This window comes from Knoellia sp. AC549, assembly GCF_979258975.1.
Map to the genome: position 1 here is coordinate 2,272,072 of NZ_OZ409890.1, position 26,403 is coordinate 2,298,474.

The window sequence follows — 26,403 nt, forward strand, 5'->3', positions numbered from 1 at the left end:
GCCCGCGGGCCCATCTCGCAATGGATCCTCGACCACTGCACGCGCCGTGTCGGTCCGCCGTTCCCCAGCCGTCGTGACGTGGATCCCTACGGCGAGGACCTGCACCTCGCGCTCTATCTCTGCTACGAGCTGCACTACCGCGGCCTCGCGGACGTGCCCGAGGCGATGGAGTGGGATCTCGACCTCCTGGGCATCCGGCTCGAGCTCGAGTCGCTGTTCCTCGAGCAGCTGCATCGTGACGTCGCCGGCGGCGACGACCTCGATGCCGAGCTGGATGGCCTCCTCACCGAGACCGTGGGTGGGCGCAGCGTCTCGCAGCACCTGGCGACCGAGGGTTCCCTCGATCAGTTCCGCGAGTACGTCGTGCACCGGTCGGCCTACCACCTCAAGGAGGCCGACCCGCAGCTGCTCGTCGTGTCCCGTCTGGACGGGCCGGCCAAGGCCGGACTGGCCGCCGTCGAGTTCGACGAGTACGGCTCGGGCCGCGCCGAGGACATGCACTCAGAGCTGTATGCCGCCATGATGCGGGAGCTCGGGCTCACCGCGGCCTACGGCGACCACCTCGACCGGGTGAGCGGCACGGTGCTCGCCGAGGTCAACCTCATGTCCCTCTGTGGCTTCCGAAGAGAGCTGCGGGGCGCAGCGGTCGGGCAGTTCGCGGTGATCGAGCTGACGTCCTCACCGGGGTCCGCGCGGTTGGTCAAGGCAGCACGGCGACTCGGCTGTGGACCGGCCACGGAGCACTTCTACGCCGAGCACGTCGAGGCGGACGCCGTGCACGAGCAGATCATCCGGCGCGACGTCATCGCTCCGCTCATCGGGGCCGAGCCCGAGCTCGCGGCCGGTCTGGTCTTCGGGATCCAGGCCAGCCAGCACCTCAGTGGTCGCTTCGCCGACGAGGTGCTCGGGGCATGGTCGACCGGCCGGTCGAGCCTGCGGTGAGCAGGAGGACCGTCGGGGTCGAGGAGGAGTTCATCCTCGTGGGGGCCAGCAGCCATGAGCCGTCGGCCATCGGGTCGCGTCTGGTGGACCAGGCCGACGAGCCGGGCATCAAGGGTGAGTTCAAGCAGGAGCAGGTCGAGGTCGCTTCGTCGCCGGCGGCCTCGCTCGACGACCTCACCGCTGACCTCGTGCAGCTGCGGCGCCGGCTCACGGAGGTGGCCGCGGGCCACGACGCGACTGTCGTGGCCACGGGCACGTGGCCGGGCGCGCACGACCCGACGCCTGTGAGGTCGGCTCGCTTCGACCGCATCAACGAGGAGTTCGGACACCTCGCGCGCCAGCAGCTGACCTGCGGCACGCACGTCCACGTCGCCGTGGACTCTCCCAGCGAGGGCGTGCACGTCCTCGATCGGATCCGGCCGTGGTTGTCGGTCCTGACGGCCCTCACCGCGAACTCCCCCTTCTGGCAGGGCAGCGACACCGGGTGCGCGAGCTGGCGGTCGGTCGTCCTGTCCCAGCTGCCCACTGCGGGGCCGGCGCCGGTCTGGGGCGACCTCGAGACCTATCGCCGGACAGTCGGCGAGGTGGTCCGCACGGGCGGGGCGTTCGACGAGGGGATGCTCTACTACGACGCCCGCCTGTCGGCCCGATACCCCACGGTGGAGGTCCGCGTCACCGATGTCTGCCCTGACGTCGACGTGGCCGTCGCGGTGGCGGCACTGTGCCGGGCGCTGGTGGACACGGCTGCGATGTCAGACCACCACATGGGACCTCCGGAGGTGTCGACCCTGGCGTTGCGGGCCGCCGCGTGGCGTGCGGCGCGACACGGAGTGAGTGGCCTGCTGGTCGACCCGACGACGAATGATCTCGCCCCGGCAGCTCAGGTCATCGAGTCGCTACTCGCTCACACCGCGGATGCCCTCGAGGACAACGACGACAGCGCCCGCGTGCACGAGGTGGTCGGACGTATCCTCACCGACGGCACCTTCGCCGACCGTCAGCGGCGACTGGTCGACCCCACGACGCCGGGGCGGGCGATGAGCGCCTTCCGCCTCCACTGACCGATCGGCTCAGTGCTCGGCGGGCTCGAGCTGTCCGGCGGTGGTGCGGACGGCCTGCGCGACGACGTCGACGAGGCTCCCGGTGCGGGCCAGGGTGCGCCGCTGCAGGTCCGCGCCCGTTCCGTGGGTGCGGATGCGGCGTATGCCGTCCGCCACCAGCTCGCTGTCACCAGCTGCTTCCAGCGCGGGGCCGACGTGGTCGACAAGGTCGTCGACGACCGTCCAGGCTGGTCTGGGTCGGTGGCTGGCAGGGTCGAGGAGTGAGTTCGACATGCCCTCTCGGGATGCCTGCCACGACGCCAGCCGAAGCATGGTCGCCGAGACCGCCGGGGCTGGCTCGCCCCGAACCCACTGCGCAGACGCGGTCTCGACGAGCCCTCTCGCGAGAGCCGCGACCAACACGGCGTCGGACGGGCGTTGGCAGACATCGGCCGCTCGGATCTCGACCGTCGGGTAGTGGCGCGAGAGCCTGGCGTCGAAATAGATCATCGCCTCGTCGAGAACGGCCCGGGAGCGAACCATGTCCGCGACGAGCTGGTAGTAGGAGGATGCGGAGCCGAACACCTCCGTCGGCCCGAACGACGGCCATCGTGCCAGCGTCTGCTGGCGGTAGCTCGCATAGCCGGTGTCCACGCCCTGATGGAAGGGCGAGTTCGCACTGAGCGCCAGCAGGGTCGGCAGCCACACCCGGATCCGGTCGAGAACGCCGACCCCCTCCTCGTCGGAGTCGATGGCGACATGGACGTGCAGCCCACAGACGAGGTGCTTGCGTGCCACGTAGGCGTAGTGCTCCAGCATCCACTCGTAGCGGCTGGACGCGGCCGGAACGGGCGTCACCGGTTGCGGGGACACGGCCAGCGCCGCCAGTCCGGCACCCGCCTCACGCGCCGCCGAAGCCGCCTCCCCCCGCCAGTGACGGACCTCCGCGTCGAGGTCGGCAAGATTCGAGACGGGCGCCGTCCGGGTCTCGATCATCTGTCGCTGGAACTCGCCCTCGAGTGCACCCTGTGGTCCGACTCCCACGTTGACCGAGCACCCGGCCCCGGACTTCCGGAGCAGCTGCGCGGACACTGCCCGGGGCCGCCCGGTGCGGACGTCGACGAGCAGCATCTCCTCCTCGACGCCCACAGTCCTCATGGTCAGGATGTGCCCAGCCGAACGGCATACGAAACGCGTTGTGGCGCAGCCACGCTCACGGCACGGGGGCGGCAGGTGTCCGGGCCACGACGGCCGCGGCAGCGATGAGGTCCCAGCCGGGGCGGAACTGGTTGCGCTGCGGGAGGGACTCGTGGTGCTGCTCGTGGAGGTCGAGCAGGCGCGACACCGACTGCAGCACCGGCGCCTCGGGATCGCCGTCCGGGACATCGCACGCGTGCCGAGCGACCGACAAGGGGGTCCCGGGCTCGTCCCCACGTTGCATGGCTTCCAGCGATGCGAGCAGGTTGGTCGAGACGACGTGCTGGAACGGGCCAACCACAGCGGCCTCCCCGGTCGGTGGCGCACCGAGGTCGGCCGCCTCGTCCCCGGCGACGAGACGCGCCATCTGCCCACCGATGACGGAGGAGATCTGGGTCGGCGTGAGCCCGGACTGCCAGGCGCAGCGGGCGACCGTCACTGTCCCCAGCAGGGGCGTGGCGTAGGGGAGGTCGCTCGCGCTGAGGATGCGGCCGGGAGGAACGAACCGGAACAGTGCCATGAGGTTGGCCGGCGTCCACCACGCGGTGTCGAAGAAGAGGTTCGGCAGGTCCGGCACCCGGTGCCGGAGGTGGCCGAGGTCGGGGATGGCGCAGTGCGCAAGGATCAGGCGTAGTCCCGGCCATCGCTCGCAGACGTCAACCGCGCTGTCCCGCAGCGACTTCACCTCTGGACCGGCATGGACCAGGACGGGCAGCCGACGGTCATCGGCCGTCTCGAAGGCTGCGACGAGCCGGGGGTCGTCGAGGGCGAAGTCGTCACTCGACAGGTGAAGCTTGAGCCCTGTGGCGCCGGCCGCCAGAACCTCGGCGAGCAGGCCGTCGGCCACCTCCGCGGGGGTGAGCCGGGCAAAGGCCGTGAGCCTGCCGCTGCTGTCCGCCGCCAACCGCGCGCACGCGAGGTTGGCCTCGCGGTAGCCGTCGGGCTCCTCCAGCGGGAAGACCGCCGCCCGCCCGTCCACCGCCTCCAGCGACTCCAGCAGCTCGCCCGGCGTCGCAGTGAAGCCGCTGCTGTCGTGCTCTCCGACGTGGGTGTGCGTGTCGAAGATCCGGGCACCGGGCAGCTCCTTCATGAGGCAGTCCAGCCACGGGTGCAGCAGGTGGTCGGCATACATGGCAGTGCTCCTCGGTCGCTTGGCGGCCCGGACGGCCCCACCGCCCTCCTACCCACGGGCACGAGAGCCAACCAGCGCGTGGGCTGGTCCACGTCCGGAACGGGACCTGCGTTCCTTGCCGGCCGGACGGCATACCCCAGACCGGGCAGTAGCCGCGAGTGGCCCCTAGGGTGGTCGGGCCCCCGCACATCACCCCGACGTCGTCGGACAACCAGCGGCGCGACCGCCCACCGCGCCAGAAGAGGACTCAGCGTGGAGATCCTGCACTCGGCCATCGCCATTCTCGCGGCCATCCTGCTCATCATCAGGTTCAAGATCGACCCGGTGATCTCGCTGTTGCTGGCCTGCATCTATCTCGGTCTCGCCACGGGGCAGGGTTCCGAGGGCACCATCAAGCAGATCACCGGTGGTTTCGGCGAGATCATGGCGGAGGTCGGGCTGCTCATCGGCTTCGGCGTCCTCATCGGCGCGCTGCTGCACTCCATGGGCACGTTCAGCGACCTCGTGGCGATCATCGCCCGGCGAGTGGGCGGCAAGCTGCCCTACGCCATGGCCGGGACGCTCGCCGTCATCTTCCCCTCGATCTATGTCGACGTGCAGGTCGTCCTGGCCGCGCCGATGGCCAAGGAGTCGGCGCCTGCGGTCGACCGCAGGATCGGGCTCCCCTGGCTCGCCGGGGCCCTGGCGATCGGCATCTTCGCCGGCTACGTGTTCGTCGTGCCGGGCCTGGCGGCCGTCGCCGTCGCCGGGCTGATGGAGGTGCCGCTCGGGGCCTACCTGCTCTACGGGCTGCCGATCGGGCTGGCGACCGCGCTCATCACGACCCTCCTCTTCAGGCTGCTCCTCAGCCGCGGGTTCTGGAACGACGAGACCGACTACGACGAGGACGCCAAGCTCGTGGACGGTCGGCTGCTGCACGACGAGGCCGACGACGTCCCGGTGGCCGAGAGCGTGGCGCGGCTGCCGCTGTTCGTGCGGCTGCTGCCGATCCTCGTCCCCCTCGTGCTCATCGCCACCGGGGCCATCGTCGGCCTCACGGACGCCACGAACCCGGTCCTAGACTTCCTCGGCGACGCCAACATCGCGCTGTTCATCGGGCTGCTGATCGCCTTCGTCATGGTGCGCCGGGGACTCGGTGCCGACGGGGTCGGCTCGGTCCTGACCTCGGGATTCCACACCACCGGCGAGATCCTGCTCGTCACCGGTGTCGGCGGCTCACTCGGCGCCGTCATCGCCGAGAGCGGGATGCAGGACACGCTCAAGGAGCTCTTCTCCGCCGACGCGAACGCGCCGGTGATCCTGAGCATCCTGCTGGCGTGGTTCATCGCAGCCCTCCTGCACTTCGCCATCGGCTCGGTCTCGGTCGGTGCCATCACGGCCGCCGGGATCATCGGTCCGGTCGTCGGCTCGATGGGGGTGGACCCGGTCGTCATCGCTCTGGCGATCGCGTCGGGCGCGATGTTCGCCCTGCACGTGAACAGCAACTTCTTCTGGATGTTCAGGGGTCTGCTCGACCTCTCCACCAAGGGCACCCTCAAGACGCTGACGCTGGCGACGTCGCTGGGCGCCGTCGTCTCGCTGCCGCTCGTCATCCTCGCCAGCTTCGTCGCGGCCGTTTAGCCTTGACGCCGTCAGCGATGGCGTCAAGGCAGCCGTGTGGCCACGCACCCCGAAGGGGACGTGGCCACACGTGCGTCGGGGTGAGGTCGGGTCAGAGGATCCCGCGGGCCTGGAAGGCGGCCCTCACCGTGGCGGCATCGGCTGCGCCGTGGAGCGCCGCCGCGGTGTCGACCGTCTTCTGTGCGGCTGCTGCCCAGGTCGTGGTGGGGGAGTAGCCGAACTGGGCCTCGAGGATGATCCTCGTCGCCTTGTCACGGCCGAACGCCTTGTTGATGTCCCAGAGCGCGTGGCTCCAGATCTCTCCGTCGGCGTGGACGGAGCCGGTGCGGTCGGCCACGGTCTTGCCGGTGTCGAGGCGGCGGATGCAGTGCGGAGTCGTCGAGGTGTAGGACACCGAGTCCCAGTCCATGACGCAGGCCCACGGGGTGACGGTGGTGTTGCTCGAGCTGGCCTGCGACATCGTGGCGGCGATGTAGTCACCGAACGCCTCACCGATGGCTCCACCGTCGTTGGACGAGCCGAAGTTCGGCACCTGGTCGTCGTGGATCGCGTGGCCGTACTCGTGCCACACGACCTCCTGGTCCTCACCGTCGTCGACCCCGCCGGTGCCGAGGGTGATCTCGTCCGAGCTCGGGGAGTAGTAGGAGTTGTCGGCGGTGATGGTGTTGACCATCAGGTTCTGCGCCTCGTTGTTGACGTTGGTGAAGCCCAGGCCCTGGATGTAGGTCTGCAGCCGATCCACGGCGTAGTAGGCGTTGACCTGCTCGAAGCGGGTGTCGCTGCGGGTGTAGCTGAAGACGTTGGTGGCGGAGTAGGCGGCGGGGACCTTGCCCTTCGTCCTGTTGACCACCGTGGCGTAGGTGCCCTGGAGGTAGCCGTTGCCCGCGAGGTTGCTCAGCGTGACGGTCTTGTATGCCGTGGCCGGCACGGCGGAGTCGGCGTTGTTGCCGTCCCTGAGCGACTGGTTCTGGAGGGCGACGACCGGGTTGGGGTCGAAGACCTTGCCCTGGCCGTCGGCGAAGATCCGCTCGTCGGTGGCCCTGAGCACGGTGCCCTTGTCGGCGTGCACGAGCACCTTCTTGTGCTTGTCGGTGAGCACCTCCCAGGCGAGCGTGGCCGCGCCGCCGGAGGTACCGGGGACGACGGCGAGGCGGGACCTGAGGGCCTTGCCGTGGCTGGCGGCCTTGTCACCGGCGAGAGCCTTGGCCACCTTGGGCGTCGTCGAGGGCAGGCCGGTGACGGCCCTGCGACCGTCGTCGACGGTGCTGGACTCCCCGGTCGCGTGGACGGCGTAGTAGCCGTCGAGCACAGGGATGCCGCGGTAGGTCTGGGCGTACCAGGTGTGGCTGCCGAGAAGGCTCTCGCGGACCCGGACCTGGGTGAGGTCGCTCGGGACCGCGGCGCTGGCGCCGGTGGTGGCTCCGGCGGTCGGGGTTGCGCTCGGGGCTGACGTGGCTGCGGCTGGCGCGATGAGCGCTCCGCACACGGCGAGGAACGCGACGGCGGCGATCCTGGGGGGCTTGGACATGGTGGAGCCTTTCTGGCAGCACTGACAGGGGTGGCTCGATCCAAGCAGAGCGGTGCCGGTTCGGCCTGCTGGAGAGCGGGGCGTATGCCGCCCGGACCACTTCCGCGTTCGGCAGGCTGCGAGCGTGGGCGCGATCGCTCCATGCGGTTCGCGAGCCAGGATCGGCTTCCTGACCCGGATCGATCCGGTTCACGAGCCACGGGCAGGTTCGCGAACCACCTCGTGCGCGCGAGGGATGACACACGAGGATGCCGTCGCGTTGGCCTCGACCTTTGGCCTCGGTGAACGACGAAACCGCAGGTGCCTCACGGCATACCTGCGGTTTGTCTGTTGTGGCGGTGGCCAGGGACGGGGTCGAACCGTCGACCTTCCGATTTTCAGTCGGACGCTCGTACCAACTGAGCTACCTGGCCGTGTCGTCGCGGGGCGGCGGTGCTTGCGACCTGCCCTGCTCAAACAGATCGCCAGGTCGCCCTGGCGTGCCAGAACTATAACGCATTCCCGCAGGCTCCTGACATCGGGGACAGCGCCGGCCATTGGTGACGACCCGCCGCCTCGAGCGCTGCGGACTGCGCCTCAGCCAGGCCGCACCGGCATGCGTGCGCGTTAACATCGAGAGGTCTGGTGGCCCCGACCAGCGCATGAAAAACCTTCAAACCACTCACTTCACCCCTTGACAGGCGAAATGTTAACGTTCACACTCATTGCAACGTGACGACGATGTCACGGCGGCAACCTCGGTCGGCCGCTTGGGCGACGCCAACGACGGCGTCACACACATGGAGGCACCAGTGTTCAAGAAGTTCCTTCCGGTGGCCGCGAGCATCGCTCTCGCCGCCTCCCTCACGGCCTGCGGTTCGGACTCGGGTACTCAAGCGAGCGCCGCGGCCGGCAACGACGAGATCGTCATGGGCTTCGCGCAGGTCGGCGCTGAGTCCGGCTGGCGCACCGCCAACACCAAGTCCATCCAGGAGTCCGCCAAGGCGGCCGGTGTCACGCTCAAGTTCTCCGATGCGCAGCAGAAGCAGGAGAACCAGATCAAGGCGATCCGCAGCTACATCCAGCAGAAGGTCGACGTCATCGCCTTCAGCCCCGTGGTCGAGACCGGGTGGGACACCATCCTGCTCGAGGCCAAGCGCGCGAAGATCCCCGTCATCCTCACCGACCGTGCGGTCGACTCCGAGGACAAGACCCTCTACAAGACCTTCCTCGGGTCCGACTTCGTCCTCGAGGGCAAGAAGGCCGGCGAGTGGCTGGTGAAGGACTCCGGCAGTGCAGGTGCGGTCAACGTGGTCGAGCTCCAGGGCACCACGGGCGCTGCTCCGGCCATCGACCGCAAGGAGGGTTTCGCCGAGGCCATCAAGGCCAACCCGCAGATCAAGGTCGTCGCGTCGCAGACCGGTGACTTCACCCGGTCCGGCGGCAAGCAGGTGATGGAGGCCTTCCTCAAGTCCAACCCCGACATCGACGTCGTCTACGCCCACAACGACGACATGGGCCTCGGCGCCATCGAGGCCATCGAGGCTGCCGGCAAGGTGCCCGGCAAGGACATCAAGATCATCACCATCGACGCGGTCAAGGACGGCATGCAGGCCCTCGCCGACGGCAAGATCAACTACATCGTCGAGTGCAGCCCGCTGCTCGGCGACCAGCTGATGGACCTCTCCAAGAAGGTGCTCGCCGGTGAGACCGTTCCCGAGCGCGTCGTGACCGAGGAGACCGCCTTCGACCAGGCGCAGGCGAAGGCCGCTCTGCCCACCCGCAAGTACTGAGCGGAACGCTCCACCTGCCTCCTCCGCCGCACCTGTGGCGGCGGAGGAGGCGCACCCACCCTGAGCTGATCGACTCCTTCAGACCGACGACGTTCCACGGAGGACCACTGATGACAACCCCGACGACCGAAGGTCAGCCGGAGGCCGACGCCCCGGTCATCGAGATGAGCGGGATCCACATGCAGTTCGGCGCGGTCAGGGCCCTCGACGACGTGGCGTTCCGTCTGCTCCCCGGTGAGGTTCATGCCCTCATGGGGGAGAACGGCGCCGGCAAGTCGACGCTCATCAAGGTCCTCACCGGCGTCTACGGCGCAACGGCCGGGAGCATCCGGCTCGAAGGAGACACCGTGTCCTTCTCGGGGCCCGGCGATGCCCAGCAGCACGGCGTCAGCACCGTCTACCAAGAGGTCAACCTCTGCCCCAACCTCAGCGTGGCCGAGAACATCCTCCTCGGTCGCGAGCCCCGCCGGTTCGGGGCCATCGACGGCGGCGCCACCCGCCGCCGCGCCGCGCAGCTCTTGACCGACATGGGCCTGGACATCGACCCGGGATCCGTCCTGGCCGAGCATCCCATCGCCATCCAGCAGCTGGTGGCGATCGCACGGGCCGTCGCGGTGGACGCGAAGGTCCTCATCCTCGACGAGCCGACCTCCAGCCTGGACAAGGACGAGGTTGCCGAGCTCTTCCGGATCATGCGCGTGCTCCGGGACAAGGGCGTTGCCATTCTCTTCGTCTCGCACTTCCTCGAGCAGGTCTACGAGATCTCCGACCGCATGACCGTGCTCCGCAACGGAAGGCTGGTCGGTGAGTACCGGACCTCCGAGCTCAGCCGGATCCAGCTCGTGTCGCTCATGGTCGGCCGCGAGCTCGGCGAGCTGGCCGAGGTCGAACGCATCGCCGAGCAGGCGGCCGACCAGGCCTCGCAGGTGCCGGTGATCCGCGCACGGGGACTGGGCCGCAAGGGATCGGTGGCCCCCCTCGACCTCCACGTCAACCGCGGGGAGGTCGTCGGCCTGGCGGGACTTCTCGGGTCCGGACGCACCGAGGTGGCTCGTCTCCTCTTCGGTGCCGACCGTGCCGACTCGGGTGAGATCGAGATCGACGGCCAGCCGCGAGCCATCCGCACGCCTCGGGCTGCGATCGCCGCGGGGATCGCCTTCTGCTCCGAGGACCGCAAGGGAGAGGGTGTCATCGCCGATCTCAGCATCCGCGACAACATCGTCCTCGCCCTCCAGGCCTCTCGGGGATGGGCCAGGCCCCTCTCACGACGCACCAAGGACGAGATCGTCGAGAAGTGGATCACCGCCCTCGACATCCGCCCGCCCGACCCGGACGCCATCGTGGGACGACTCTCTGGTGGCAACCAGCAGAAGGTCCTCCTGGCACGCTGGCTCGTCATCGAGCCGGCGCTGCTCATCCTCGACGAACCCACCCGCGGGATCGACGTCGGAGCCAAGGCCCAGATCCAGAAGCTCGTCGCCGAGCTCGCCACGCAGGGCATGGCCGTGGTCTACATCTCGGCCGAGCTCGAGGAAGTCGTTCGGCTGAGCCACCGCATCGTCGTGATGAAGGACCGCGCGAAGGTCGCGGAGCTCGACGAGAAGGCGACCGTAGACGAGATCATGCACCTCATCGCACACGTCGACGAACCGGCGGCCCCTGGCGCGGACCGAGTTGTGGTGGCGTCATGACGACCGAACGCCGCATCGACAGACTGCGCGAAAGCGGGCTCCTGTGGCCCCTGCTCGCCCTCATCGCCCTGCTCGTCGCGAACGCCGTCGTCCGGCCCTCGTTCCTCTCGCTCCGCATGCAGGACGGGCACCTCTACGGCAGTCTCATCGACATCCTCAAGAACGGGGCGCCGACCCTGCTCATCGCCCTGGGCATGTGCCTGGTGATCGCGACCCGGGGGATCGACCTCTCCGTCGGCGCCGTCGTCGCCATCTCGGGAGCCGTCAGCTGCACCTACATCGCGGCAGCGCCGGATCCCGGCAGCGCGCAGGCCGCGCTCATCGGCATGGGCATCGCCCTGCTGCTGTGCCTGGGCCTCGGAGTGTGGAACGGCTTCCTCGTCGCGGTCCTGGGGATCCAACCGATCATCGCCACGCTCGTCCTGATGACCGCCGGTCGCGGGATCGCCATGCTGATCACGGACGGACAGATCATCACGGTGAACAACCCGGCATACCGGACGGTCGGTGCTGGGTTCGTCATCCTGCCCGTCTCGATCCTCATCGCGCTCGCGGTCCTCGCCGGGGTGGCGCTCGTCACCAGGCGGACCGCCCTGGGTCTGCTGATCGAGAGCGTCGGCGTCAACCCGGAAGCCAGTCGCCTCACCGGTATCCACGCCCGCACGATCCGGTGGACCGTCTACGTCTTCGCAGGCCTGTGTGCCGGAGTCGCAGGCCTGATGATCAGCTCCAACGTCAGCGCCGCGGACGCCAACAACGCGGGCCTGTGGATCGAGATGGACGCCATCCTGGCCGTCGTCATCGGGGGCACGTCCCTGGCGGGTGGCCGCTACAGCCTCACCGGCACGCTCATCGGGGCCCTGACGATCCAGACACTCACGACGACCGTCTACAGCATGGGCATCGCGCCGGAGATCACGCTCGTGTTCAAGGCAGTCGTCGTAGTGACCGTGTGCCTGCTGCAGGCTCCGAAGTTCCGTGCCCTGCTCACCAGAGGTCGTCGTGGTTCCTCCACCGCGCCTGCCTCGCCTCCGGCGCAACCCCCCACCAGCCTTCCCGCCGAGCCCTTGGACCGTGACCCCGTCGGCGCGACCGCCGCCCCGAGCCGGAAGGCAGGCCAGTCATGAGTGCCGAGCCCACCACCCTTCGTCGTCGCACCGGCCGGGCGTCGCTCGTCGCCGGGCGTGGCGTGCCGGTCCGCATCCTCCCCACGCTGGCCACCTTCATCCTGTTCCTGGTCCTCTTCGGCGCAGGCTCGGCCCGCTACGAAGGCTTCGCGTCCGGTCAGGTCGTCGCCAACCTGTTCATCGACAACGCGTTCCTCATCGTCCTCGCGGTCGGCATGACCTTCGTCATCCTCACCGGTGGCATCGACCTGTCCGTGGGCGCGGTCGTCGCCCTGTCGACGATGGTCACGGCGGCGCTGCTCCAAGCGGGATGGTCCGCGCCGATCGTCGTGCTGCTCGTGCTCGCGATGGGTTCGACCTTCGGGCTGCTGATGGGGCTGGTCATCCACTACTTCGAGATCCAGCCCTTCATCGTCACCCTCGCCGGCATGTTCCTCGCGCGGGGCCTGTGCTTCGTCGTCGGGGTGGAGTCGGTCCCGATCAAGGACCCGACCTTCCGTGACCTGGCGACGGCGGCGATCCCGCTCCCCGGCGGGGTGTCGATCACGTGGAGCGTCATCATCGGGCTGGTCGTCGTGGCGGTGGGGGCCTGGGTCCTGCACCGGACACGGTTCGGTCGCACGGCATACGCCATCGGGGGCAGTGAGTCCTCGGCCATGCTCATGGGGCTGTCGGTGGCCAGGGCCAAGGTCGGTGTCTATGTCGTCAGCGGCCTCTGCTCGGCGATCGCCGGCCTGCTGTTCAGTCTCTACATGCTCTCGGGCTACGGACTGCACGCCGTCGGGATGGAGCTCGACGCCATCGCCGCCGTCGTCATCGGCGGCACGCTGCTGGCCGGCGGGGTCGGCTACGTCGCGGGCAGCGTGCTCGGCGTCATGGTCCTCGGTGTCATCCAGACCCTCATCTCCTTCCAAGGCACACTCAGCTCATGGTGGACCAAGATCGCAATCGGCACCCTGCTCCTGATGTTCATCGTGATGCAACGGATCATCGTGCGGAGGCAGCCATGACCGACACGATGAAGGCCCCGGTCATGGCCGACGTGGCCCGTCTCGCAGGCGTGTCGCACCAGACCGTGTCCAGGGTGATCAACGGGTCCTCCAAGCTCCGGCCCGAGACCCGGGACCGGGTGCTCGAGGCCATCGACCGCCTCGGCTACCGGCCGAACACCGCTGCGCGCGCGCTCGTGCGTGGTCGCACCGGCATCATCGGCATCATCGGCACGGCGGCCGTCGAGTTCGGTCCGACGAGCATCCACCGCACCGTCGAGCAGGCGGCCCGCGAGGCCGGCTTCTTCGCCAGCTCGGTCAACCTCGCCGAGATGACCCGCGAGTCGCTGGACGGTGCCATCGAGCACCTCATGACCGTCGGGGTCGAGGGGATCGTCATGATCGCCGGCCACGACGCCGCCTTGGAGATCGTGCGGGCCCAGCGCTCCGGCATACCCTTCGTCGTCGTCGAGGGCGACCTCAGCAAGGGAGCGCTGACCGTCGGAGTCGACCAGGTCGCTGGGGCCCGGATGGCCACCGAGCACCTCCTCTCCCTCGGCCACCGCGAGATCGCCCACGTGAGCGGACCGCTCGACTGGACCGAGGCACGGGCCCGGCTCGAAGGCTGGCGCGGCGCCCTGCTGGACGCGGGGGTGCGTCCTGCCGAACCGATCGTCGGGGACTGGAGCTCCCAGAGCGGGTATGCCGCAGGGCTGGCCGTGTGTGAGATGCCGGACGTGACGGCGGTCTTCGCCGCCAACGACCAGATGGCCATCGGCATCCTGCGAGCCCTGCACGAGTCCGGGCGGCGGGTGCCGGGCGACATCAGCGTCGTCGGGTTCGACGACGTCCCCGAGGCCGAGTACCTCATCCCTCCGCTCACCACCGTGCGCCAGGACTTCCCAGCCGTCGGTCGTCGGGCCATCGAGGTGATCCAGGAGGCGATGCAGGACGCTGAGCTGACCCCGTCGCCCCTGCTGCGCCCGGTGCTGGTGGTGCGCGACAGCACCGCTCGTCGCTTGGAGGGGCAACCATGACCGTCCTGTCCGAGGTTCGCGACACCCTCTCCGGCCTGCGGGCCGAGGTCGCCGGGCTGCACAGCGAGCTCACGAGGTACCAGCTCGTGGTCTGGACCGCCGGCAACGTCTCAGCCCGGGTTCCCGGTCGCGACCTCATGGTCATCAAGCCGTCCGGCGTCGCCTACGAGGACCTCACTCCCGAGTCCATGGTGGTCTGCGACCTGCACGGTGCCGTCGTCGACGGTGACCACGCACCGTCCTCGGACACCGACGCGCAGGCCTACGTCTACCGTCACATGCCGCACGTGGGAGGGGTCGTGCACACCCACTCCACCTATGCGACCGCCTGGGCTGCCCGCGGCGAGCCGATTCCCTGTGTGCTCACGATGATGGCCGACGAGTTCGGTGGCGAGGTGCCGGTCGGTCCGTTCGCCCTCATCGGGGACGAGTCGATCGGCCGCGGCATCGTCGAGACGTTGCGGGACAGTCGTTCTCCCGCCGTCCTCATGAGCAACCACGGGGTGTTCACCATCGGCAAGGACGCTCGCAGCGCCGTGAAGGCCGCCGTGATGTGCGAGGACGTGGCCCGCACGGTCCACATCTCGCGCCAGCTGGGCCACCCCCGACCCATCGAACAGCCCCACGTCGACGCGCTGTTCGACCGCTACCAGAACGTCTACGGGCAGCGATGACCCGTCCGACCGCACGCCATCACGAGGAGACCCGATGACCACCGACACGTCCACGCAGCCCGAGCTCTGGTTCCTCACCGGGAGCCAGCACCTCTACGGCGAGGACACGCTGCGCCAGGTCGCCGAGCAGTCGCAGGCGATCGTCAAGGAGCTCGACGCCAGTGGTGCGATCCCCGCCCGCGTCGTGTGGAAGCCGATCCTCGCCGACTCCGGAGCCATCCACGCGCAGATCCTGGCCGCCAACGCCGCGCCGAGCTGCGTGGGCGTCATCACCTGGATGCACACGTTCTCGCCGGCCAAGATGTGGATCGCGGGCATGGACGCCCTGCGCAAGCCGATGCTCCACCTCCACACGCAGGCCGGTGCCGAGCTGCCGTGGTCCACCATCGACATGGACTTCATGAACCTCAACCAGGCCGCCCACGGCGACCGGGAGTTCGGCTACATCGGTGCGCGCCTGGGCGTGGCCCGCAAGATCATCGCCGGCCACGTGGGCAACCCCGTCGTGGTCGACCGGGTGGCGACGTGGGCGCGGGCGGCCCGGGGGGCCCACGAGCTGAGGACTCTCAAGCTGGCCCGCTTCGGCGACAACATGCGTGACGTCGCGGTCACCGAGGGGGACAAGGTCGAGGCCCAGCTCCGCTTCGGCGTCTCGATCAACACCTACGGCGTCAACGAGCTCGTCGAGGTCGTCGACGAGGTGTCGGACGCAGCCGTCGGCGACCTCGTCGAGCAGTACCTCGAGGCCTACGACGTGGCGACCGAGCTGCGCCCGGGGGGCGAGCGCCACGAGTCGCTGCGCTACGGCGCCCGCATCGAGGCCGGCCTGCGCACCTTCCTCACCGACGGCGGGTTCCGCGCCTTCACCACCAACTTCCAGGACCTCGGTGGGCTGCGCCAGCTGCCGGGCCTGGCCGTGCAGCGGCTGATGGCCGACGGCTACGGCTTCGGCGGCGAGGGCGACTGGAAGACCTCGGTCGTGCTTCGTGCGGCCAAGGTCATGGCGGAGGGTGTCGACGGCGGCACGAGCTTCATGGAGGACTACACCTACCACCTGGTCCCGGGCGAGGAGAAGATCCTCGGCGCGCACATGCTCGAGGTCTGCCCGAGCATCGCCAGCGCCAAGCCGTCGCTCGAGGTCCACCCCCTGGGGATCGGGGACCGCGAGGACCCGGTCCGGCTGCGGTTCACCGGGGCGCCCGGACCGGCGGTCATCGTCGGGATCAGCGACATGGGCGACCGCTTTCGCCTCACCCTCAACGAGGTCGAGGTCGTCGAGCCCGACCAGGACCTGCCCAAGCTGCCGGTCGCCTGTGCGGTCTGGGAGCCGCGGCCGAACCTGTCGACCTCGGCCGAGTGCTGGCTGCTCTCGGGCGGCCCGCACCACACCGTGCTCTCGTCGGCCCTGACGACCCAGGAGTTTCGCGACCTCGCCGAGATCATCGGCACCGAGCTCGTCGTCATCGACGCCGACGCGACCCCCGACTCGGTGCGCCGCGAGCTCCGGTGGAACGCGGCATACCATCGCCTCGCAGCCCGTCTCTAGACCAGCGGAGGAATTCCCCATGCCTGCGAACGCGCCTGCGAGCTTCGGCATTCTGCCCTCGGGCGAGGCCGTCACCGCCCACACCCTGAGCAACGACCGCGGGCTCCAGCTCGTGGTGCTCGACCTCGGGGCCACCCTGCAGAGCCTCTGCGTCACGGACGAGCGGGGCGAGCTGGTCGAGCTCACCCTCGGCTTCGACGACGTCGAGGGCTACCTGCAGGAGAGCAACCCCTATCTCGGGGCCACGGTCGGGCGCTACGCGAACCGGATCGCCGACGCCTCGTTCGTCCTCGACGGCACCCGCCACGACCTCAGCGCGAACGAGGGCCCGACTTGCCTGCACGGCGGCGTGGACGGGTTCCACGCCCGGCTCTGGTCGGTCATCGACGCGACGCCGAGCAGCATCACCCTGCGGCTCGTGAGCCCCGACGGCGACCAGGGGTTCCCCGGCGAGCTGACGGTGACGGCGACCTACGCGCTCGAGGGCGACTCGGTCGTGCTCACCTACGAGGCCACGACCGACGCCCCGACCGTCGTCAGCCTCACCAACCACACCTACTTCGACCTCGGTGGCCCCGGCGGTGGGGGTGTCGACGCGCACCACCTCACGGTCCAGTCCGGTGCCTACCTCCCGGTGGACGCGCGCTCCGTGCCTCAGGGCGCGGTCGAGCCCGTGACCGGCACGCCGCTGGACCTCACGACCTCAGTGCCGCTGCGAGACCGGGTCAGGGCCGGGCACCCTCAGGTCGCGCTCGTCAGCGGGATCGACCACACCTTCGTCCTGCAGGGCGAGGGCGACAGGACGGTGGCCCGGCTGGAGCACCCCGCCAGCGGCCGGACACTCGAGGTCACGACCGACCAGCCCTCGATTCAGGTCTACACCGGCAACCGGCTCGACGGCGCGCTGCTCGGTCGCGGTGGCACGCTGCTGCGCCAGGGCGACGGGATCTGCCTCGAGACCCAGCAGCTCCCGGACGCACCCAACCAGCCCCAGTTCCCGTCGACCGTGCTGCGGCCTGGGGAGACGTACCGAGCGCGCACGCGGTGGACCCTCTTGACCCGGCCGGGTCCGGCGTGACCGCAGACGTCACCTCCGAGATCCTCGAGGGCCGCACGTCCCTGGGCATCGAGCTGGGCTCGACGAGGATCAAGGCCGTGCTCATCGGCTCGGACCACCGCCCTCTGGCCGTGGGGACGGCGGAGTGGGAGAACCAGTTCGTCGACCGTGTGTGGACCTACTCCATGGAAGCCGTGTGGGCGGGGTTGCAACAGTGCTACGCCGCTCTGGCCGCCGACGTGAGACGCACGTATGCCGTCGATCTGGCGTCCGTGGGCGGGCTGGGGATCTCGGCGATGATGCACGGCTACCTGCCCGTCGACGCCGACGGTGAGCTGCTCACACCCTTCCGGACGTGGCGCAACACCAACACCGGCCGCGCCGCCGAGGCCCTCAGCGCCGCGTTCGGCGCCAACATCCCGCACCGCTGGAGCGTCGCCCACCTCTACCAGGCAGTGCTCGACGACGAGCCCCACGTGCCGCGGATCGCGCACCTCACCACGCTGGCCGGCTACGTCCACTGGCGGCTCAGCGGGGAGCGGTGCCTCGGGGTCGGCGACGCCAGCGGCATGTTCCCCGTCGACACCACCACCCATGGCTACGACGCGGCGATGCTCGACGAGTTCGACCGGCTCGCCGCCGACAGCCCGCTCGCGGCAAAGCTCGCGGACCTCCTGCCGCCGGTGATGGTGGCGGGCCGGGCGGGCGGCACCCTCAGCCCCGACGGTGCACGTCTGCTGGATCCCACCGGCGGGCTCGCTCCCGGTGCCGTGATGTGTCCGCCCGAGGGTGACGCCGGCACGGGGATGGTGGCGACGAACTCGGTCGCGCCGCGCACGGGCAACGTCAGCGCCGGGACGAGCATCTTCGCCATGGCGGTGCTCGAGGGCCCGCTCGACCGTCCGCACCGCGAGGTCGACCTCGTGACCACCCCGGCGGGCGACCCGGTCGCGATGGTGCACTGCAACAACGGTGCCAGCGAGCTCAACGCCTGGGCGGGTCTGTTCGCCCAGTTCGCCCGCGCGGCAGACAGGCCCGTCGAGCCGGGCGCGGTCTTCGAGGTGCTCCTGCGTTCTGCCCGTGACGCGGCCCCGGACAGTGACGGCCTCATGGCCTTCAACTATCTGTCCGGTGAGCCGATCACCGAGCTCGAGGAGGGGCGACCCCTGTTCTTCCGCACGCCGGGGAGCGCCCTCGACCTCGGGTCGTTCGTGCGCACGCAGCTGTATGCCGTGCTCGCCACCCTTCGGCTGGGCATGGACGTGCTGCAGCGGGAGGAGGGCGTGGAGCTGGAGCGCCTGTTCGCACACGGCGGGCTCTTCAAGACCGCCGGTGTCGCGCAGGCGTTGCTCGCCGGCGCCCTCGACACCCCCGTCGCCGTGGGAGACGTGGCCGCCGAGGGCGGGGCCTGGGGGATCGCGGTCCTCGCCGCCTTCAGCCAGCAGGGGGGACACCCGGCCGGGCTCGCAGCCTTCCTCGACACCGACGTCTTCGCCGACGCCGTGCTGTCCACGGTCGACCCGCTCCCTGAGGACGTCGCCGGGTTCAACTCCTTCATGGAGCGCTATGTGCAGGCGCTCCCGGTGATGAGAGCAGCCGTCCTTCACAGCTGACGGCGTTGCTGCCGCCCAGGTGGAATGCGAGGCACTGCCACGCACGTTGGCCCGGGCATGCGAGCCATCACCTACAGCCAGTACGGCGCCCCCGACACCCTCACCCTCAGCGACGTCCCGGAGCCGCGGGTCGGCCCGGGCGAGGTCCTCATCCGCGTCCGCAGCGCCTCGGTCAACCCGGTCGACTGGAAGGTCCTCGCGGGCTACCTCGACGGCCTCATGCAGGTCGACTTCCCGGCCATCCCCGGTTGGGACGTCTCCGGCGTCGTCGAGGCCATCGGTCCGGACACCCCGGAGTTCGCCGTCGGTGACGAGGTCATCGCCTACGCCCGCAAGGACTGGGTCCAGCACGGCACCTTCGCCGAGCTGGTCAGCGCGTCGGTGCGCATGGTCGCGCGCAAGCCCGCAGCCCTGGACTGGAACGAAGCCGCAGGGCTCCCGCTCGCCGGCCTCACGGCATACCAGCTCCTCACCCGGCTCGGCACGAAGGACGGCGACACGGTCCTCGTCCACGCGGCCGCAGGCGGCGTCGGCATCCTCGGCGTGCAGATCGCGAAGGCACTGGGCGCGCGGGTCATCGGCACGGCGTCGGAGGGCAACCACGAGTTCCTGCGCGGTCTGGGAGTCGAACCGATCTCGTATGCCGATGGGCTGGCCGAGCGCGTGCGTGACCTCGCGCCCGAGGGCGTCGACGTCGTCGTGGACTTCGTGGGTGGAGTGCTCGAGACGACCCGGGCTGTGCTCAAGGACGGTGGGCGGCACGGCTCCATCGCCGACGGCACAGTGGCCGGGGCCGGCGGCATCGCGTCCTGGGCGCGCCCCGACGCCGCCGACCTGCAGGCGCTCGCGGACCTCGCCGACGCCGGCAAGCTCACGGTGCCGGTGGCGGAGGTCTTCGCGCTCGAGGACGTGGCCAAGGCGTTCGAGCTGAGCCAAGGCGGGCACGTGCGCGGCAAGATCGCGATCGAGATCAGCCGCTGAGCTCCGGCGCGTAGCCCCCGGACAAGCGGAGAGGCCCACACCTTGCGGTGTGGGCCTCTCTCCATCTGTGCGACCCCGACGGGACTCGAACCCGCGACCTCCGCCGTGACAGGGCGGCGCGCTAACCAACTGCGCTACGGGGCCTTGCTGGTGCAAGACCTGTGATGCGTATCCCCAACGGGATTCGAACCCGTGCTGCCGCCGTGAAAGGGCGGAGTCCTGGGCCGCTAGACGATGGGGACCCGTCATGACAACGGACCCCACGTCGCGCAGCGCGCAGCGCTCGGATCCGTCGTGGACTCGGAAAGCATAAGGGACGTTCGCGCTGCATCCAAAACGAGCTCCGCCGCGCTGCTGATCGACGCTCCGGTATGCCGTCGGCTCACCTCACGCGCGTGCCTCGCGCAGCGCTGCCCGCACCAGGTCGACGGCGGCGGACTCGCTCAGTCCGGCCCGGGCCGCACTGATGGCGTAGGCCGCCGCACTGCGGTGGAGGGCGGTGTCCGTGGCGTGCCCGCCGGGCGCGACGGTCGTGCCGGCGCGGCGGCCTGTGGTCACGAGGCCCTCGGCCTCGAGCTCCTTGTAGGCCCGGGCGACGGTGTTGACGGCGATGCCGAGGTCGGCGGCCAGGGCCCGGACGGTGGGGAGGCGGTCGCCCTCGGCCAGCGCGCCACGCGCGATGAGGCCGGCGAGCTGTGCGCGCACCTGTTCGTAAGGCGGCTCGGGAGCCGACACGTCGACCGTGATGACGAGCTCGCTCATGGTGTTGCCCCTGAGCGCATCGCGCCGCCTTGCCGCGTGTCCTCGGTGGGGCGGCCCAGGGATGCCAACGTCTCACGCGAGCTGATGGACCCACCCAGGGCGAAGAGCGCCACGAGGAGCAGCGCGACCGCAGGGGCGTAGAGCCCGAAGGCCAGCCACTGATAGGGGTCCCACGGGGATCGTGGTGCGAACTCGGTGGCGCCACGGAGCCGTTGGGTCGCCTCGTTCATCGCCGAGCCCATGGAGAAGAGCAGGAGGGCGCCGCTGGTCGCCATGGCGAAGGTCGTCGCTCGGAGGACTCGGGATGCGTCGCGGACCCGCAGGACGGTGTCGGTCGGCTCCTCGACTCGTGGGCGGTCCTCGATCTGCCGGAGCGCCCACCAGGTGAGGATGAGGAGGAACGCGGCTGCGACGAGGAAGGGGCCGCCTCCCGGCCATCCGGGGTAGTCCCGCGCCACGACGGAGGTGCCCCGGTGGGTGCGCACCAGCGTCGTGCCGGTGGCCGTGAGTGCGCCGAAGGCGACAGCGGCGAGGGTGACGGACGAGGCGACGATGGCGGCGAGTCGCTGACGGGGGACACGCGCCACGAAGAGCCGCCGGGGTGCCAGGGTCGCCTGCCGCACCGTCCCGGGGCGCGGCGTCCTGCTCATGCTGGAGCCGAGCCCGGTGGCGGCGACCACAACGGCCGACCCCACTACCAGGGCCATGGGCCCCTGGTAGGGGACGGGGAGGTGGCTGGACGCGTTCATGGGAAGCGTGACGATGAAGGCGATCCACGATGCCTTAGCTGCTCGTGGACCCCACACCGGCGAGCTTTGGCGCATGGCCACCACCACGAGGGCGGCCACCGTGACGTGCATCGTCATGCCCCACACCACGACAAAGGACTCTGCCGTCAAGGAATCTGTCATGTCGTCCCCTATGTCTCAATGGCTTAACTCATTGAGACATAATCCGGCCGTCGGTGTCAAGGTGTGCGGCCGCCAGGAACCGTGGGGTCGACGTCGCGGGCCACGGTGCCATCGGCGTAGGTGACGTCGTAGCTGATCGCCGGCACCGGACCGCCTGCTCCGGAACCACCCGACGAGTCCGCGAAGGCACTGCCCGGCCACCACGCGGCATACGTGCCGTCCGTGATCGTGGCGACCACGTCATGGCCGTCGGCGTGCAGCGTGAGCCCGACGACGTCGGGTCCGACCTCACCCTCGGTGATGGAGGCTCCGTCGTCACCGCCGAACTGCGAGATGCCGCCCTGGGTGAACTGGCGCCCGGTCGGCGCAGGGAGTCCGCCCCCACCGGTCGCCCCGGTCTGGACGTCGCCGACGTCGCGCGAGCCCGAGGGCAGCTCGGCGAGGCAGTGGACAGACCCGACGAGGCGGTCTGGTGTTCGCTTCGATAGGAGCATCGTGACGAAGTCGCCGCGGCGCTCGACGAGCTGGACTCCCAGGTCCTTCGTGGCCATGGCGCCGTCGCCGATCGAGGGCCCCTGCTGGTCGAGGCAGGCCTCGCGCACGAGCGCCGAGTCGGAGGCGCTCACGGTGCCGGGTCGGGCCGTCCAGGACGCGTAGGACGGTGCCGCCGTGAGTGTCGGCAGCACGACCGCGGCTCCGGTGACGGCTGCGGCAGCAGCGCCCAGCGCGGCCCAGCGGCGGGTCCGGCGTCGGGGTGAGGCGGGCGGCGCAAGGTGTGTGACTGACGGGCCCGGCGCAGCAGGCGAGTCGAGGATCGAGTCCAGGGTCGTTGCCCGGAGTGCCGGATCACCTGTGACGCCGGATGCGGCGTCGAGAGAACGCAGTTCGGCATCGGTGTGGGGGTCGAGGACGTGAGTGTTCATCGGTTCTCCTGGATGAGGGCCGGCCGGGGCATGGCCCGGACCGAGGTGTCAGTGGGGTCGAGGTGGCGACGCAGGGCGCGTCGCGCCCGAGAGAGCCGCAGCCGGTATGCCGCGGCGGTCGTGTCGAGGACTCGCGCCGCTGCCGGTGAGGGCAGGTCCTCCCAGATGGCGAGCGCGAGCACCTCCTGCTCGGCGGCGGTCAGCTGCTGCCACGCGGCGGCGAGGTCCATCCGCCGCGCGATGTGGTCGGTGTCGAGGTGGGCGTGGTGCGTGCCGAGCTGTCGGGTGTCGGCGATGCGGACGGCAAGGGCCTCCTGGCGACCGGCCGCTCGAGTCGAGTTGAGCAGGCAGTTGCGCGCCACGGCATACAGCCACGGCAGTGACTCCCCGACACGAGCCGGGACATCGTCGAGTCGTCGCCAGGCCACGAGGAACGCCTCTGCCACAACGTCTTCGGCGCTGGCAGGACTGCTTCGTCGGGCCACGAACCGCAGCACGTCGTCGTAGTGGTCGGCGTAGAGCACGCGGAACCGCTGCTCTCTCGCCGTTGCTGGGGTGTCCATGTCCCGTCTATGTCCGGCTGGGGAGCAGGTGTGTCAGGCGGGGTTGGCCCACGCGTGCAGCTTCTCGGCGTCCCACGTCGTGATGATGCGGTCCCAGGGGACCCCGAGCCGCTCGGCGCGCTCGCACCCGTAGGCCTTCATGTCCAGCTGCCCGGGCGCGTGGGCGTCGGAGTCGATCGAGAAGAGGCAGCCGATCTCGAGGGCCAGCTCGATCAGCTCGTCCGGTGGGTCCTTGCGCTCGGGACGCGAGTTGATCTCGACCGCGGTGTTGCCCTCGAGGCAGGCCTCGAAGACGGCGCGGGCGTCGAAGTCCGACTGTGGCCGCTTGCCTCGCGAGCCCTCGACGAGCCTGCCCGTGCAGTGCCCTAGGACGTTGACCCGCGGGTTGAGGACGGCGTTGACCATGCGCTTCGTCATGGGGGCGCGGTTCATCTTGAGCTTGCTGTGGACCGACGCCGTGACGAAGTCGAGCCTGCCGAGCATGTCGTCGGTCTGGTCGAGGCCGCCGTCGTCGAGGATGTCGACCTCGATCCCCTTGAAGAGCCGGAACGCTTCTCCCACACCGCGGTTGATCGCGTCGACGATGGCGATCTGCTTGGTGAGCCGCTCGGCCGTGAGGCCGTTGGCAACCCGCAGCTGGGGGGAGTGGTCGGTCAGGACCATCCACTCGTGGCCGAGCTCGATCCCGGTGAGCACCATCTCGTCGATGGGCGACCCGCCGTCCGACCAGTCGGAGTGGAGGTGGCAGTCGCCTCGCAACGCGGCATACAGGTCCGCTCCTCCGTCGACGAGCGGACCGCCGGTCTTGTCCTGCAACGACGCGAGGTATGCCGGCAGCTCACCCTGCGCAGCCTCCTCGACGACCGCTGACGTGGACTTCCCGATGCCGTGGATCTGCTGCAGCGTGCCGGCCGCGACGTGGCGGTCGAGCTCGTCGGCGCCGATCTCCTTGAGGGCCTTGACGGCGCCCCGGAAGGCCTCGACGCGGTAGGTGCCGGCGCGGGTTCGTTCGAGGAGGAAGGCGATGCGTCGCAGGGCCTCGGTGGGTTCGACCGGGGCCTGCAGCGGGGTGAGGAGCGCAACCATGCCCCCATCTTGGCCTCCCAGCCGCGGCCGGGTGTCAGAGGTCGTGGGCAGGATGGCGGCATGTCCTTCGCAAAGCTCCACGAGAGCGGCCTCTTCGTCATGCCCAACGCCTTCGACGCCGGCTCGGCGAAGCGGCTCGAGGAGGCAGGCTTCCCCGCCCTCGCGACGACGAGCCACGGCCACGCGGCAACGCTCGGCAGGTCCGACCTGGAGGTGACCCGCCGCGAGCTCGTCGACCACGTCGCCCTCCTCACCAGCGTCATCACCGTGCCGCTCAACATCGACTCCGCCGACTGCTTCCCCCTCGAGGAAGGTGGCGTCGCGCGCACCGTCGAGCTCCTCGCGGAGGCGGGTGCGAGCGGGCTCTCGATCGAGGACTACGACCCGCAGACCTCCGCGAGCGTCCCGTTCGACGAGGCCGTCGACCGCGTGGCGGCGGTCGTGGCGGCTGCCCACCGGCACGGCATCGTCGTGACCGCACGCTGCGAGAGCGCTCTCTACGGCCTGGGTGAGGACCCGGTCGCGCGGCTCGCGGCCTACCGCGACGCGGGAGCTGACGTCCTCTATGCGCCGCTGGTGAACGACGAGGACAGCATCGCTGCGATCGTCGCCCTCGGTCGCCCGGTCAACGTCCTCGCCGCTGGTGACCACCCGTCGGTCGCGAGGTTGCGCGAGCTCGGCGTGCGCCGGGTCTCGATGGGTGGGGCGCTGACCGGGGTCGCCTACGACGCGGTCGTCGCCGCCGCCACAGCCCTCGCCTGACCCGGCCCAGGGCGCGGGTCCGCGGCTAGCGTTGGCCCATGCCAGAGACCGGACCGGGACGAGCCCGTCAGAGCGCCATCTATCGCCGCGGCACCCTCGGCCAGCCGCCCCGCGTGCCCACCGACCCCGACGAGCTCGCAGCGCGGGCCCATGAGGTGATGAGCCCGCAGGCGCGGGCCTACGTCACCGGTGGCGCGGGCGCCGGGGCAACCGTGCAGGCGAACCGGGCAGCGTTCGACCGGTGGCAGATCGTGCCGCGGATGCTCCACGGCACCACGAACCGTGACCTGCGCACCGAGATCCTCGGCACGCCCCTCGTGGCCCCGGTGATGCTCGCGCCGGTAGGTGCTGCCGAGCTCGTCGCCCCTGACTCCGACCTCGCCATCGCGCGCGGCGCCGCCGCTGCTGCAACGTCCTATGTCCTCTCGACCCAGGGATGCTCGCCGATGGAGGAGACGGCGAAGGCGATGGGTGACGTGCCGTGGTGGTACCAGCTCTACTGGTCGGTCGACGAGCAGCTCGTGGACTCGCTCATCGGGCGAGCCGAGGCCGCCGGCGCCCGTGCGCTCGTCGTCACCCTGGACACGACGATGCTCGGCTGGCGCACCCAGGACCTTGATCTGGGGTCGCTGCCCTTCACGCAGGGGGTCGGCATCGCGCAGTACACCTCTGACCCGCGTTTCATGCAGATCGTCAAGGAGCGCGTTGCCGCGGCCGGGGACGAGCCCTCGCCCCTGGCCGGGACCAAGGGAGCCGCGAAGCTGGTCGCCGCGGCCGGCGGAGCACGCACGCTGCTCAGCCAGGCCCGACGTCATCCCGGTGGCACGCGCGACAACCTGCGCTCACCGGAGCCGAGGGCGGCGGTCGAGACCTTCCTCGACATCTACTCGAACCCGGCCCTGTCCTGGGCCCACATCGAGACCCTTCGGGAGCGGACGCGGCTCCCGGTGCTGCTCAAGGGCGTCCTGCATCCCGACGATGCGCAACGAGCCGTGGAGTCGGGCATCGACGGGATCATCGTGTCGAACCACGGGGGACGTCAGGTCGACCGTTCGATCGCCTCACTCGACGCCCTCGTCGCGATCCGCGACCGGGTGGGACCTGAGCCCGTGGTGCTCCTCGACAGTGGCATCCGCACGGGGGCCGACGTGTTCGTTGCCCTGGCCCTCGGCGCTGACGCCACGCTCCTCGGGCGACCGCACGTCTACGGGCTCGCGCTCGATGGCGCCGACGGCGTGCGTGACGTCATCGACAACGTCATCGCCGAGCTCGACCTGACCATGGGGCTGGTGGGCGCCGCATCGATCCGCGACATCACCCGCAAGGCCTTCCTCGTCAGGGCCGGAGGCTCCTGAGGTCTCGGTTCGGCGCTGTGCACTGCTGCGCTGGGGTGAGGCAGTGCCAGCACTGCTGCGCTGGGGTGAGGCAGTGCCAGCACTGCTGCGCTGGG

23 protein-coding genes and 3 tRNA genes are annotated in these 26,403 nt (G+C 70.1%); 15 read left to right on the forward strand and 11 right to left on the reverse strand.

All coding sequences use genetic code 11. The features are described 5' to 3' along the window. Nucleotides 1-78 precede the first annotated feature (78 nt). Complete coding sequence (locus ACZZ98_RS11015; protein ID WP_463516281.1) at nucleotides 79-942, forward strand: iron-containing redox enzyme family protein; 864 nt, start codon at nucleotides 79-81, stop codon at nucleotides 940-942. Then, nucleotides 912-2,003: a carboxylate-amine ligase gene (locus ACZZ98_RS11020; protein WP_463516282.1), complete on the forward strand. Its 1,092-nt coding sequence runs from the start codon at nucleotides 912-914 to the stop codon at nucleotides 2,001-2,003. The genes ACZZ98_RS11015 and ACZZ98_RS11020 overlap by 31 nt, the downstream gene beginning before the upstream one ends. A gap of 9 nt (nucleotides 2,004-2,012) precedes the next feature. Here ACZZ98_RS11020 and ACZZ98_RS11025 read toward each other — a convergent pair whose 3' ends face one another. Together ACZZ98_RS11025 and ACZZ98_RS11030 are read right to left on the reverse strand one after the other, a co-directional pair. Then, nucleotides 2,013-3,140 carry a carboxylate-amine ligase gene (locus ACZZ98_RS11025; protein ID WP_463516283.1) on the reverse strand — a complete coding sequence of 376 codons (1,128 nt, stop codon included), beginning with the start codon at nucleotides 3,138-3,140 and terminating at the stop codon, nucleotides 2,013-2,015. 55 nt (nucleotides 3,141-3,195) lie between these two features. Next, nucleotides 3,196-4,311, reverse strand: coding sequence for an amidohydrolase family protein (locus tag ACZZ98_RS11030; RefSeq protein WP_463516284.1), 1,116 nt, complete (start codon nucleotides 4,309-4,311; stop codon nucleotides 3,196-3,198). Between the two features lie 252 nt (nucleotides 4,312-4,563). Here ACZZ98_RS11030 and ACZZ98_RS11035 point away from each other — a divergent pair, with 252 nt between their 5' ends. Next, nucleotides 4,564-5,931 carry a GntP family permease gene (locus ACZZ98_RS11035; RefSeq protein ID WP_463516285.1) on the forward strand — a complete coding sequence of 456 codons (1,368 nt, stop codon included), beginning with the start codon at nucleotides 4,564-4,566 and terminating at the stop codon, nucleotides 5,929-5,931. 91 nt (nucleotides 5,932-6,022) lie between these two features. Here ACZZ98_RS11035 and ACZZ98_RS11040 read toward each other — a convergent pair whose 3' ends face one another. Together ACZZ98_RS11040 and ACZZ98_RS11045 are read right to left on the reverse strand one after the other, a co-directional pair. Then, a complete protein-coding gene (locus ACZZ98_RS11040; RefSeq protein WP_463516286.1) occupies nucleotides 6,023-7,459 on the reverse strand; it encodes a M4 family metallopeptidase in 1,437 nt (478 codons plus the stop codon). A 339-nt stretch (nucleotides 7,460-7,798) separates the two neighbouring features. After that, nucleotides 7,799-7,872, reverse strand: a tRNA-Phe gene (locus ACZZ98_RS11045). Between the two features lie 366 nt (nucleotides 7,873-8,238). On the opposite strand from ACZZ98_RS11045, the gene ACZZ98_RS11050 reads away from it, so the two are divergent. The 10 genes from ACZZ98_RS11050 (at nucleotide 8,239) to ACZZ98_RS11095 (ending at nucleotide 19,946) form a co-directional block, all read left to right on the forward strand. Beyond that, a complete protein-coding gene (locus ACZZ98_RS11050) occupies nucleotides 8,239-9,231 on the forward strand; it encodes an ABC transporter substrate-binding protein (protein WP_463516287.1) in 993 nt (330 codons plus the stop codon). A gap of 110 nt (nucleotides 9,232-9,341) precedes the next feature. Beyond that, nucleotides 9,342-10,922: a sugar ABC transporter ATP-binding protein gene (locus tag ACZZ98_RS11055; protein ID WP_463516288.1), complete on the forward strand. Its 1,581-nt coding sequence runs from the start codon at nucleotides 9,342-9,344 to the stop codon at nucleotides 10,920-10,922. Further along, nucleotides 10,919-12,049 (forward strand): ABC transporter permease, encoded by a 1,131-nt coding sequence (locus ACZZ98_RS11060; protein WP_463516289.1) that lies wholly within the window; start codon nucleotides 10,919-10,921, stop codon nucleotides 12,047-12,049. The genes ACZZ98_RS11055 and ACZZ98_RS11060 overlap by 4 nt, the downstream gene beginning before the upstream one ends. Beyond that, entirely contained in the window at nucleotides 12,046-13,059 is a 1,014-nt protein-coding gene (gene yjfF / locus ACZZ98_RS11065; protein WP_463516290.1) for a galactofuranose ABC transporter, permease protein YjfF, read from the forward strand. The genes ACZZ98_RS11060 and yjfF overlap by 4 nt, the downstream gene beginning before the upstream one ends. Beyond that, nucleotides 13,056-14,075, forward strand: coding sequence for a LacI family DNA-binding transcriptional regulator (locus ACZZ98_RS11070; protein WP_463516291.1), 1,020 nt, complete (start codon nucleotides 13,056-13,058; stop codon nucleotides 14,073-14,075). The genes yjfF and ACZZ98_RS11070 overlap by 4 nt, the downstream gene beginning before the upstream one ends. Next, nucleotides 14,072-14,749, forward strand: coding sequence for an L-ribulose-5-phosphate 4-epimerase (locus ACZZ98_RS11075; RefSeq protein WP_463516292.1), 678 nt, complete (start codon nucleotides 14,072-14,074; stop codon nucleotides 14,747-14,749). Before ACZZ98_RS11070 ends, ACZZ98_RS11075 begins: the two co-directional genes overlap by 4 nt. A 34-nt stretch (nucleotides 14,750-14,783) precedes the next feature. Beyond that, nucleotides 14,784-16,295 (forward strand): L-arabinose isomerase, encoded by a 1,512-nt coding sequence (gene araA, locus ACZZ98_RS11080; RefSeq protein WP_463516293.1) that lies wholly within the window; start codon nucleotides 14,784-14,786, stop codon nucleotides 16,293-16,295. Between the two features lie 19 nt (nucleotides 16,296-16,314). Next, nucleotides 16,315-17,373 carry an aldose epimerase family protein gene (locus tag ACZZ98_RS11085; RefSeq protein ID WP_463516294.1) on the forward strand — a complete coding sequence of 353 codons (1,059 nt, stop codon included), beginning with the start codon at nucleotides 16,315-16,317 and terminating at the stop codon, nucleotides 17,371-17,373. Continuing rightward, the gene (locus ACZZ98_RS11090) at nucleotides 17,370-18,965 is read left to right on the forward strand and encodes a xylulokinase (protein WP_463516295.1); all 1,596 of its coding nucleotides are present in this window, start codon (nucleotides 17,370-17,372) and stop codon (nucleotides 18,963-18,965) included. Before ACZZ98_RS11085 ends, ACZZ98_RS11090 begins: the two co-directional genes overlap by 4 nt. 57 nt (nucleotides 18,966-19,022) lie before the next feature. Next, nucleotides 19,023-19,946 carry an NADP-dependent oxidoreductase gene (locus ACZZ98_RS11095; RefSeq protein ID WP_463516296.1) on the forward strand — a complete coding sequence of 308 codons (924 nt, stop codon included), beginning with the start codon at nucleotides 19,023-19,025 and terminating at the stop codon, nucleotides 19,944-19,946. Between the two features lie 70 nt (nucleotides 19,947-20,016). On the opposite strand, the gene ACZZ98_RS11100 is transcribed toward ACZZ98_RS11095, so the two are convergent. The 7 genes from ACZZ98_RS11100 to ACZZ98_RS11130 form a co-directional block, all read right to left on the reverse strand. Beyond that, nucleotides 20,017-20,090, reverse strand: a tRNA-Asp gene (locus ACZZ98_RS11100). A gap of 25 nt (nucleotides 20,091-20,115) precedes the next feature. After that, a tRNA-Glu gene (locus ACZZ98_RS11105) sits at nucleotides 20,116-20,188 on the reverse strand. A gap of 145 nt (nucleotides 20,189-20,333) precedes the next feature. Continuing rightward, a complete protein-coding gene (locus ACZZ98_RS11110) occupies nucleotides 20,334-20,708 on the reverse strand; it encodes a GntR family transcriptional regulator (RefSeq protein ID WP_463516297.1) in 375 nt (124 codons plus the stop codon). Then, nucleotides 20,705-21,619: a hypothetical protein gene (locus ACZZ98_RS11115; protein ID WP_463516298.1), complete on the reverse strand. Its 915-nt coding sequence runs from the start codon at nucleotides 21,617-21,619 to the stop codon at nucleotides 20,705-20,707. Before ACZZ98_RS11115 ends, ACZZ98_RS11110 begins: the two co-directional genes overlap by 4 nt. 56 nt (nucleotides 21,620-21,675) lie before the next feature. Next, nucleotides 21,676-22,542 carry a hypothetical protein gene (locus tag ACZZ98_RS11120; RefSeq protein ID WP_463516299.1) on the reverse strand — a complete coding sequence of 289 codons (867 nt, stop codon included), beginning with the start codon at nucleotides 22,540-22,542 and terminating at the stop codon, nucleotides 21,676-21,678. Beyond that, nucleotides 22,539-23,105, reverse strand: coding sequence for an RNA polymerase sigma factor (locus tag ACZZ98_RS11125; RefSeq protein WP_463516300.1), 567 nt, complete (start codon nucleotides 23,103-23,105; stop codon nucleotides 22,539-22,541). Before ACZZ98_RS11125 ends, ACZZ98_RS11120 begins: the two co-directional genes overlap by 4 nt. 33 nt (nucleotides 23,106-23,138) lie before the next feature. Beyond that, a complete protein-coding gene (locus ACZZ98_RS11130) occupies nucleotides 23,139-24,191 on the reverse strand; it encodes a PHP domain-containing protein (RefSeq protein ID WP_463516301.1) in 1,053 nt (350 codons plus the stop codon). Between the two features lie 60 nt (nucleotides 24,192-24,251). On the opposite strand from ACZZ98_RS11130, the gene ACZZ98_RS11135 reads away from it, so the two are divergent. Further along, nucleotides 24,252-24,953 (forward strand): isocitrate lyase/PEP mutase family protein, encoded by a 702-nt coding sequence (locus tag ACZZ98_RS11135; protein WP_463516302.1) that lies wholly within the window; start codon nucleotides 24,252-24,254, stop codon nucleotides 24,951-24,953. A 38-nt stretch (nucleotides 24,954-24,991) separates the two neighbouring features. Continuing rightward, nucleotides 24,992-26,308, forward strand: a complete 1,317-nt coding sequence (locus ACZZ98_RS11140; RefSeq protein WP_463516303.1) for an alpha-hydroxy-acid oxidizing protein — start codon at nucleotides 24,992-24,994, stop codon at nucleotides 26,306-26,308. Nucleotides 26,309-26,403: the final 95 nt, after the last annotated feature.

What these genes read in the sequence shown, in the direction of transcription:
- ACZZ98_RS11135 (WP_463516302.1), top strand. Translation starts at nt 24,252, where the DNA reads ATGTCCTTCGCAAAGCTCCACGAGAGCGGCCTCTTCGTCATGCCCAAC.
- ACZZ98_RS11050 (WP_463516287.1), top strand. Translation starts at nt 8,239, where the DNA reads ATGGAGGCACCAGTGTTCAAGAAGTTCCTTCCGGTGGCCGCGAGCATC.
- ACZZ98_RS11060 (WP_463516289.1), top strand. Translation starts at nt 10,919, where the DNA reads ATGACGACCGAACGCCGCATCGACAGACTGCGCGAAAGCGGGCTCCTG.
- ACZZ98_RS11110 (WP_463516297.1), bottom strand. Translation starts at nt 20,708, where the DNA reads ATGAGCGAGCTCGTCATCACGGTCGACGTGTCGGCTCCCGAGCCGCCT.
- ACZZ98_RS11025 (WP_463516283.1), bottom strand. Translation starts at nt 3,140, where the DNA reads ATGAGGACTGTGGGCGTCGAGGAGGAGATGCTGCTCGTCGACGTCCGC.
- ACZZ98_RS11040 (WP_463516286.1), bottom strand. Translation starts at nt 7,459, where the DNA reads ATGTCCAAGCCCCCCAGGATCGCCGCCGTCGCGTTCCTCGCCGTGTGC.
- ACZZ98_RS11055 (WP_463516288.1), top strand. Translation starts at nt 9,342, where the DNA reads ATGACAACCCCGACGACCGAAGGTCAGCCGGAGGCCGACGCCCCGGTC.
- ACZZ98_RS11030 (WP_463516284.1), bottom strand. Translation starts at nt 4,311, where the DNA reads ATGTATGCCGACCACCTGCTGCACCCGTGGCTGGACTGCCTCATGAAG.
- ACZZ98_RS11095 (WP_463516296.1), top strand. Translation starts at nt 19,023, where the DNA reads ATGCGAGCCATCACCTACAGCCAGTACGGCGCCCCCGACACCCTCACC.
- ACZZ98_RS11120 (WP_463516299.1), bottom strand. Translation starts at nt 22,542, where the DNA reads ATGAACACTCACGTCCTCGACCCCCACACCGATGCCGAACTGCGTTCT.
- ACZZ98_RS11115 (WP_463516298.1), bottom strand. Translation starts at nt 21,619, where the DNA reads ATGACAGATTCCTTGACGGCAGAGTCCTTTGTCGTGGTGTGGGGCATG.
- ACZZ98_RS11085 (WP_463516294.1), top strand. Translation starts at nt 16,315, where the DNA reads ATGCCTGCGAACGCGCCTGCGAGCTTCGGCATTCTGCCCTCGGGCGAG.
- ACZZ98_RS11070 (WP_463516291.1), top strand. Translation starts at nt 13,056, where the DNA reads ATGACCGACACGATGAAGGCCCCGGTCATGGCCGACGTGGCCCGTCTC.
- ACZZ98_RS11140 (WP_463516303.1), top strand. Translation starts at nt 24,992, where the DNA reads ATGCCAGAGACCGGACCGGGACGAGCCCGTCAGAGCGCCATCTATCGC.
- ACZZ98_RS11075 (WP_463516292.1), top strand. Translation starts at nt 14,072, where the DNA reads ATGACCGTCCTGTCCGAGGTTCGCGACACCCTCTCCGGCCTGCGGGCC.
- ACZZ98_RS11130 (WP_463516301.1), bottom strand. Translation starts at nt 24,191, where the DNA reads ATGGTTGCGCTCCTCACCCCGCTGCAGGCCCCGGTCGAACCCACCGAG.
- araA (WP_463516293.1), top strand. Translation starts at nt 14,784, where the DNA reads ATGACCACCGACACGTCCACGCAGCCCGAGCTCTGGTTCCTCACCGGG.
- yjfF (WP_463516290.1), top strand. Translation starts at nt 12,046, where the DNA reads ATGAGTGCCGAGCCCACCACCCTTCGTCGTCGCACCGGCCGGGCGTCG.
- ACZZ98_RS11020 (WP_463516282.1), top strand. Translation starts at nt 912, where the DNA reads ATGGTCGACCGGCCGGTCGAGCCTGCGGTGAGCAGGAGGACCGTCGGG.
- ACZZ98_RS11125 (WP_463516300.1), bottom strand. Translation starts at nt 23,105, where the DNA reads ATGGACACCCCAGCAACGGCGAGAGAGCAGCGGTTCCGCGTGCTCTAC.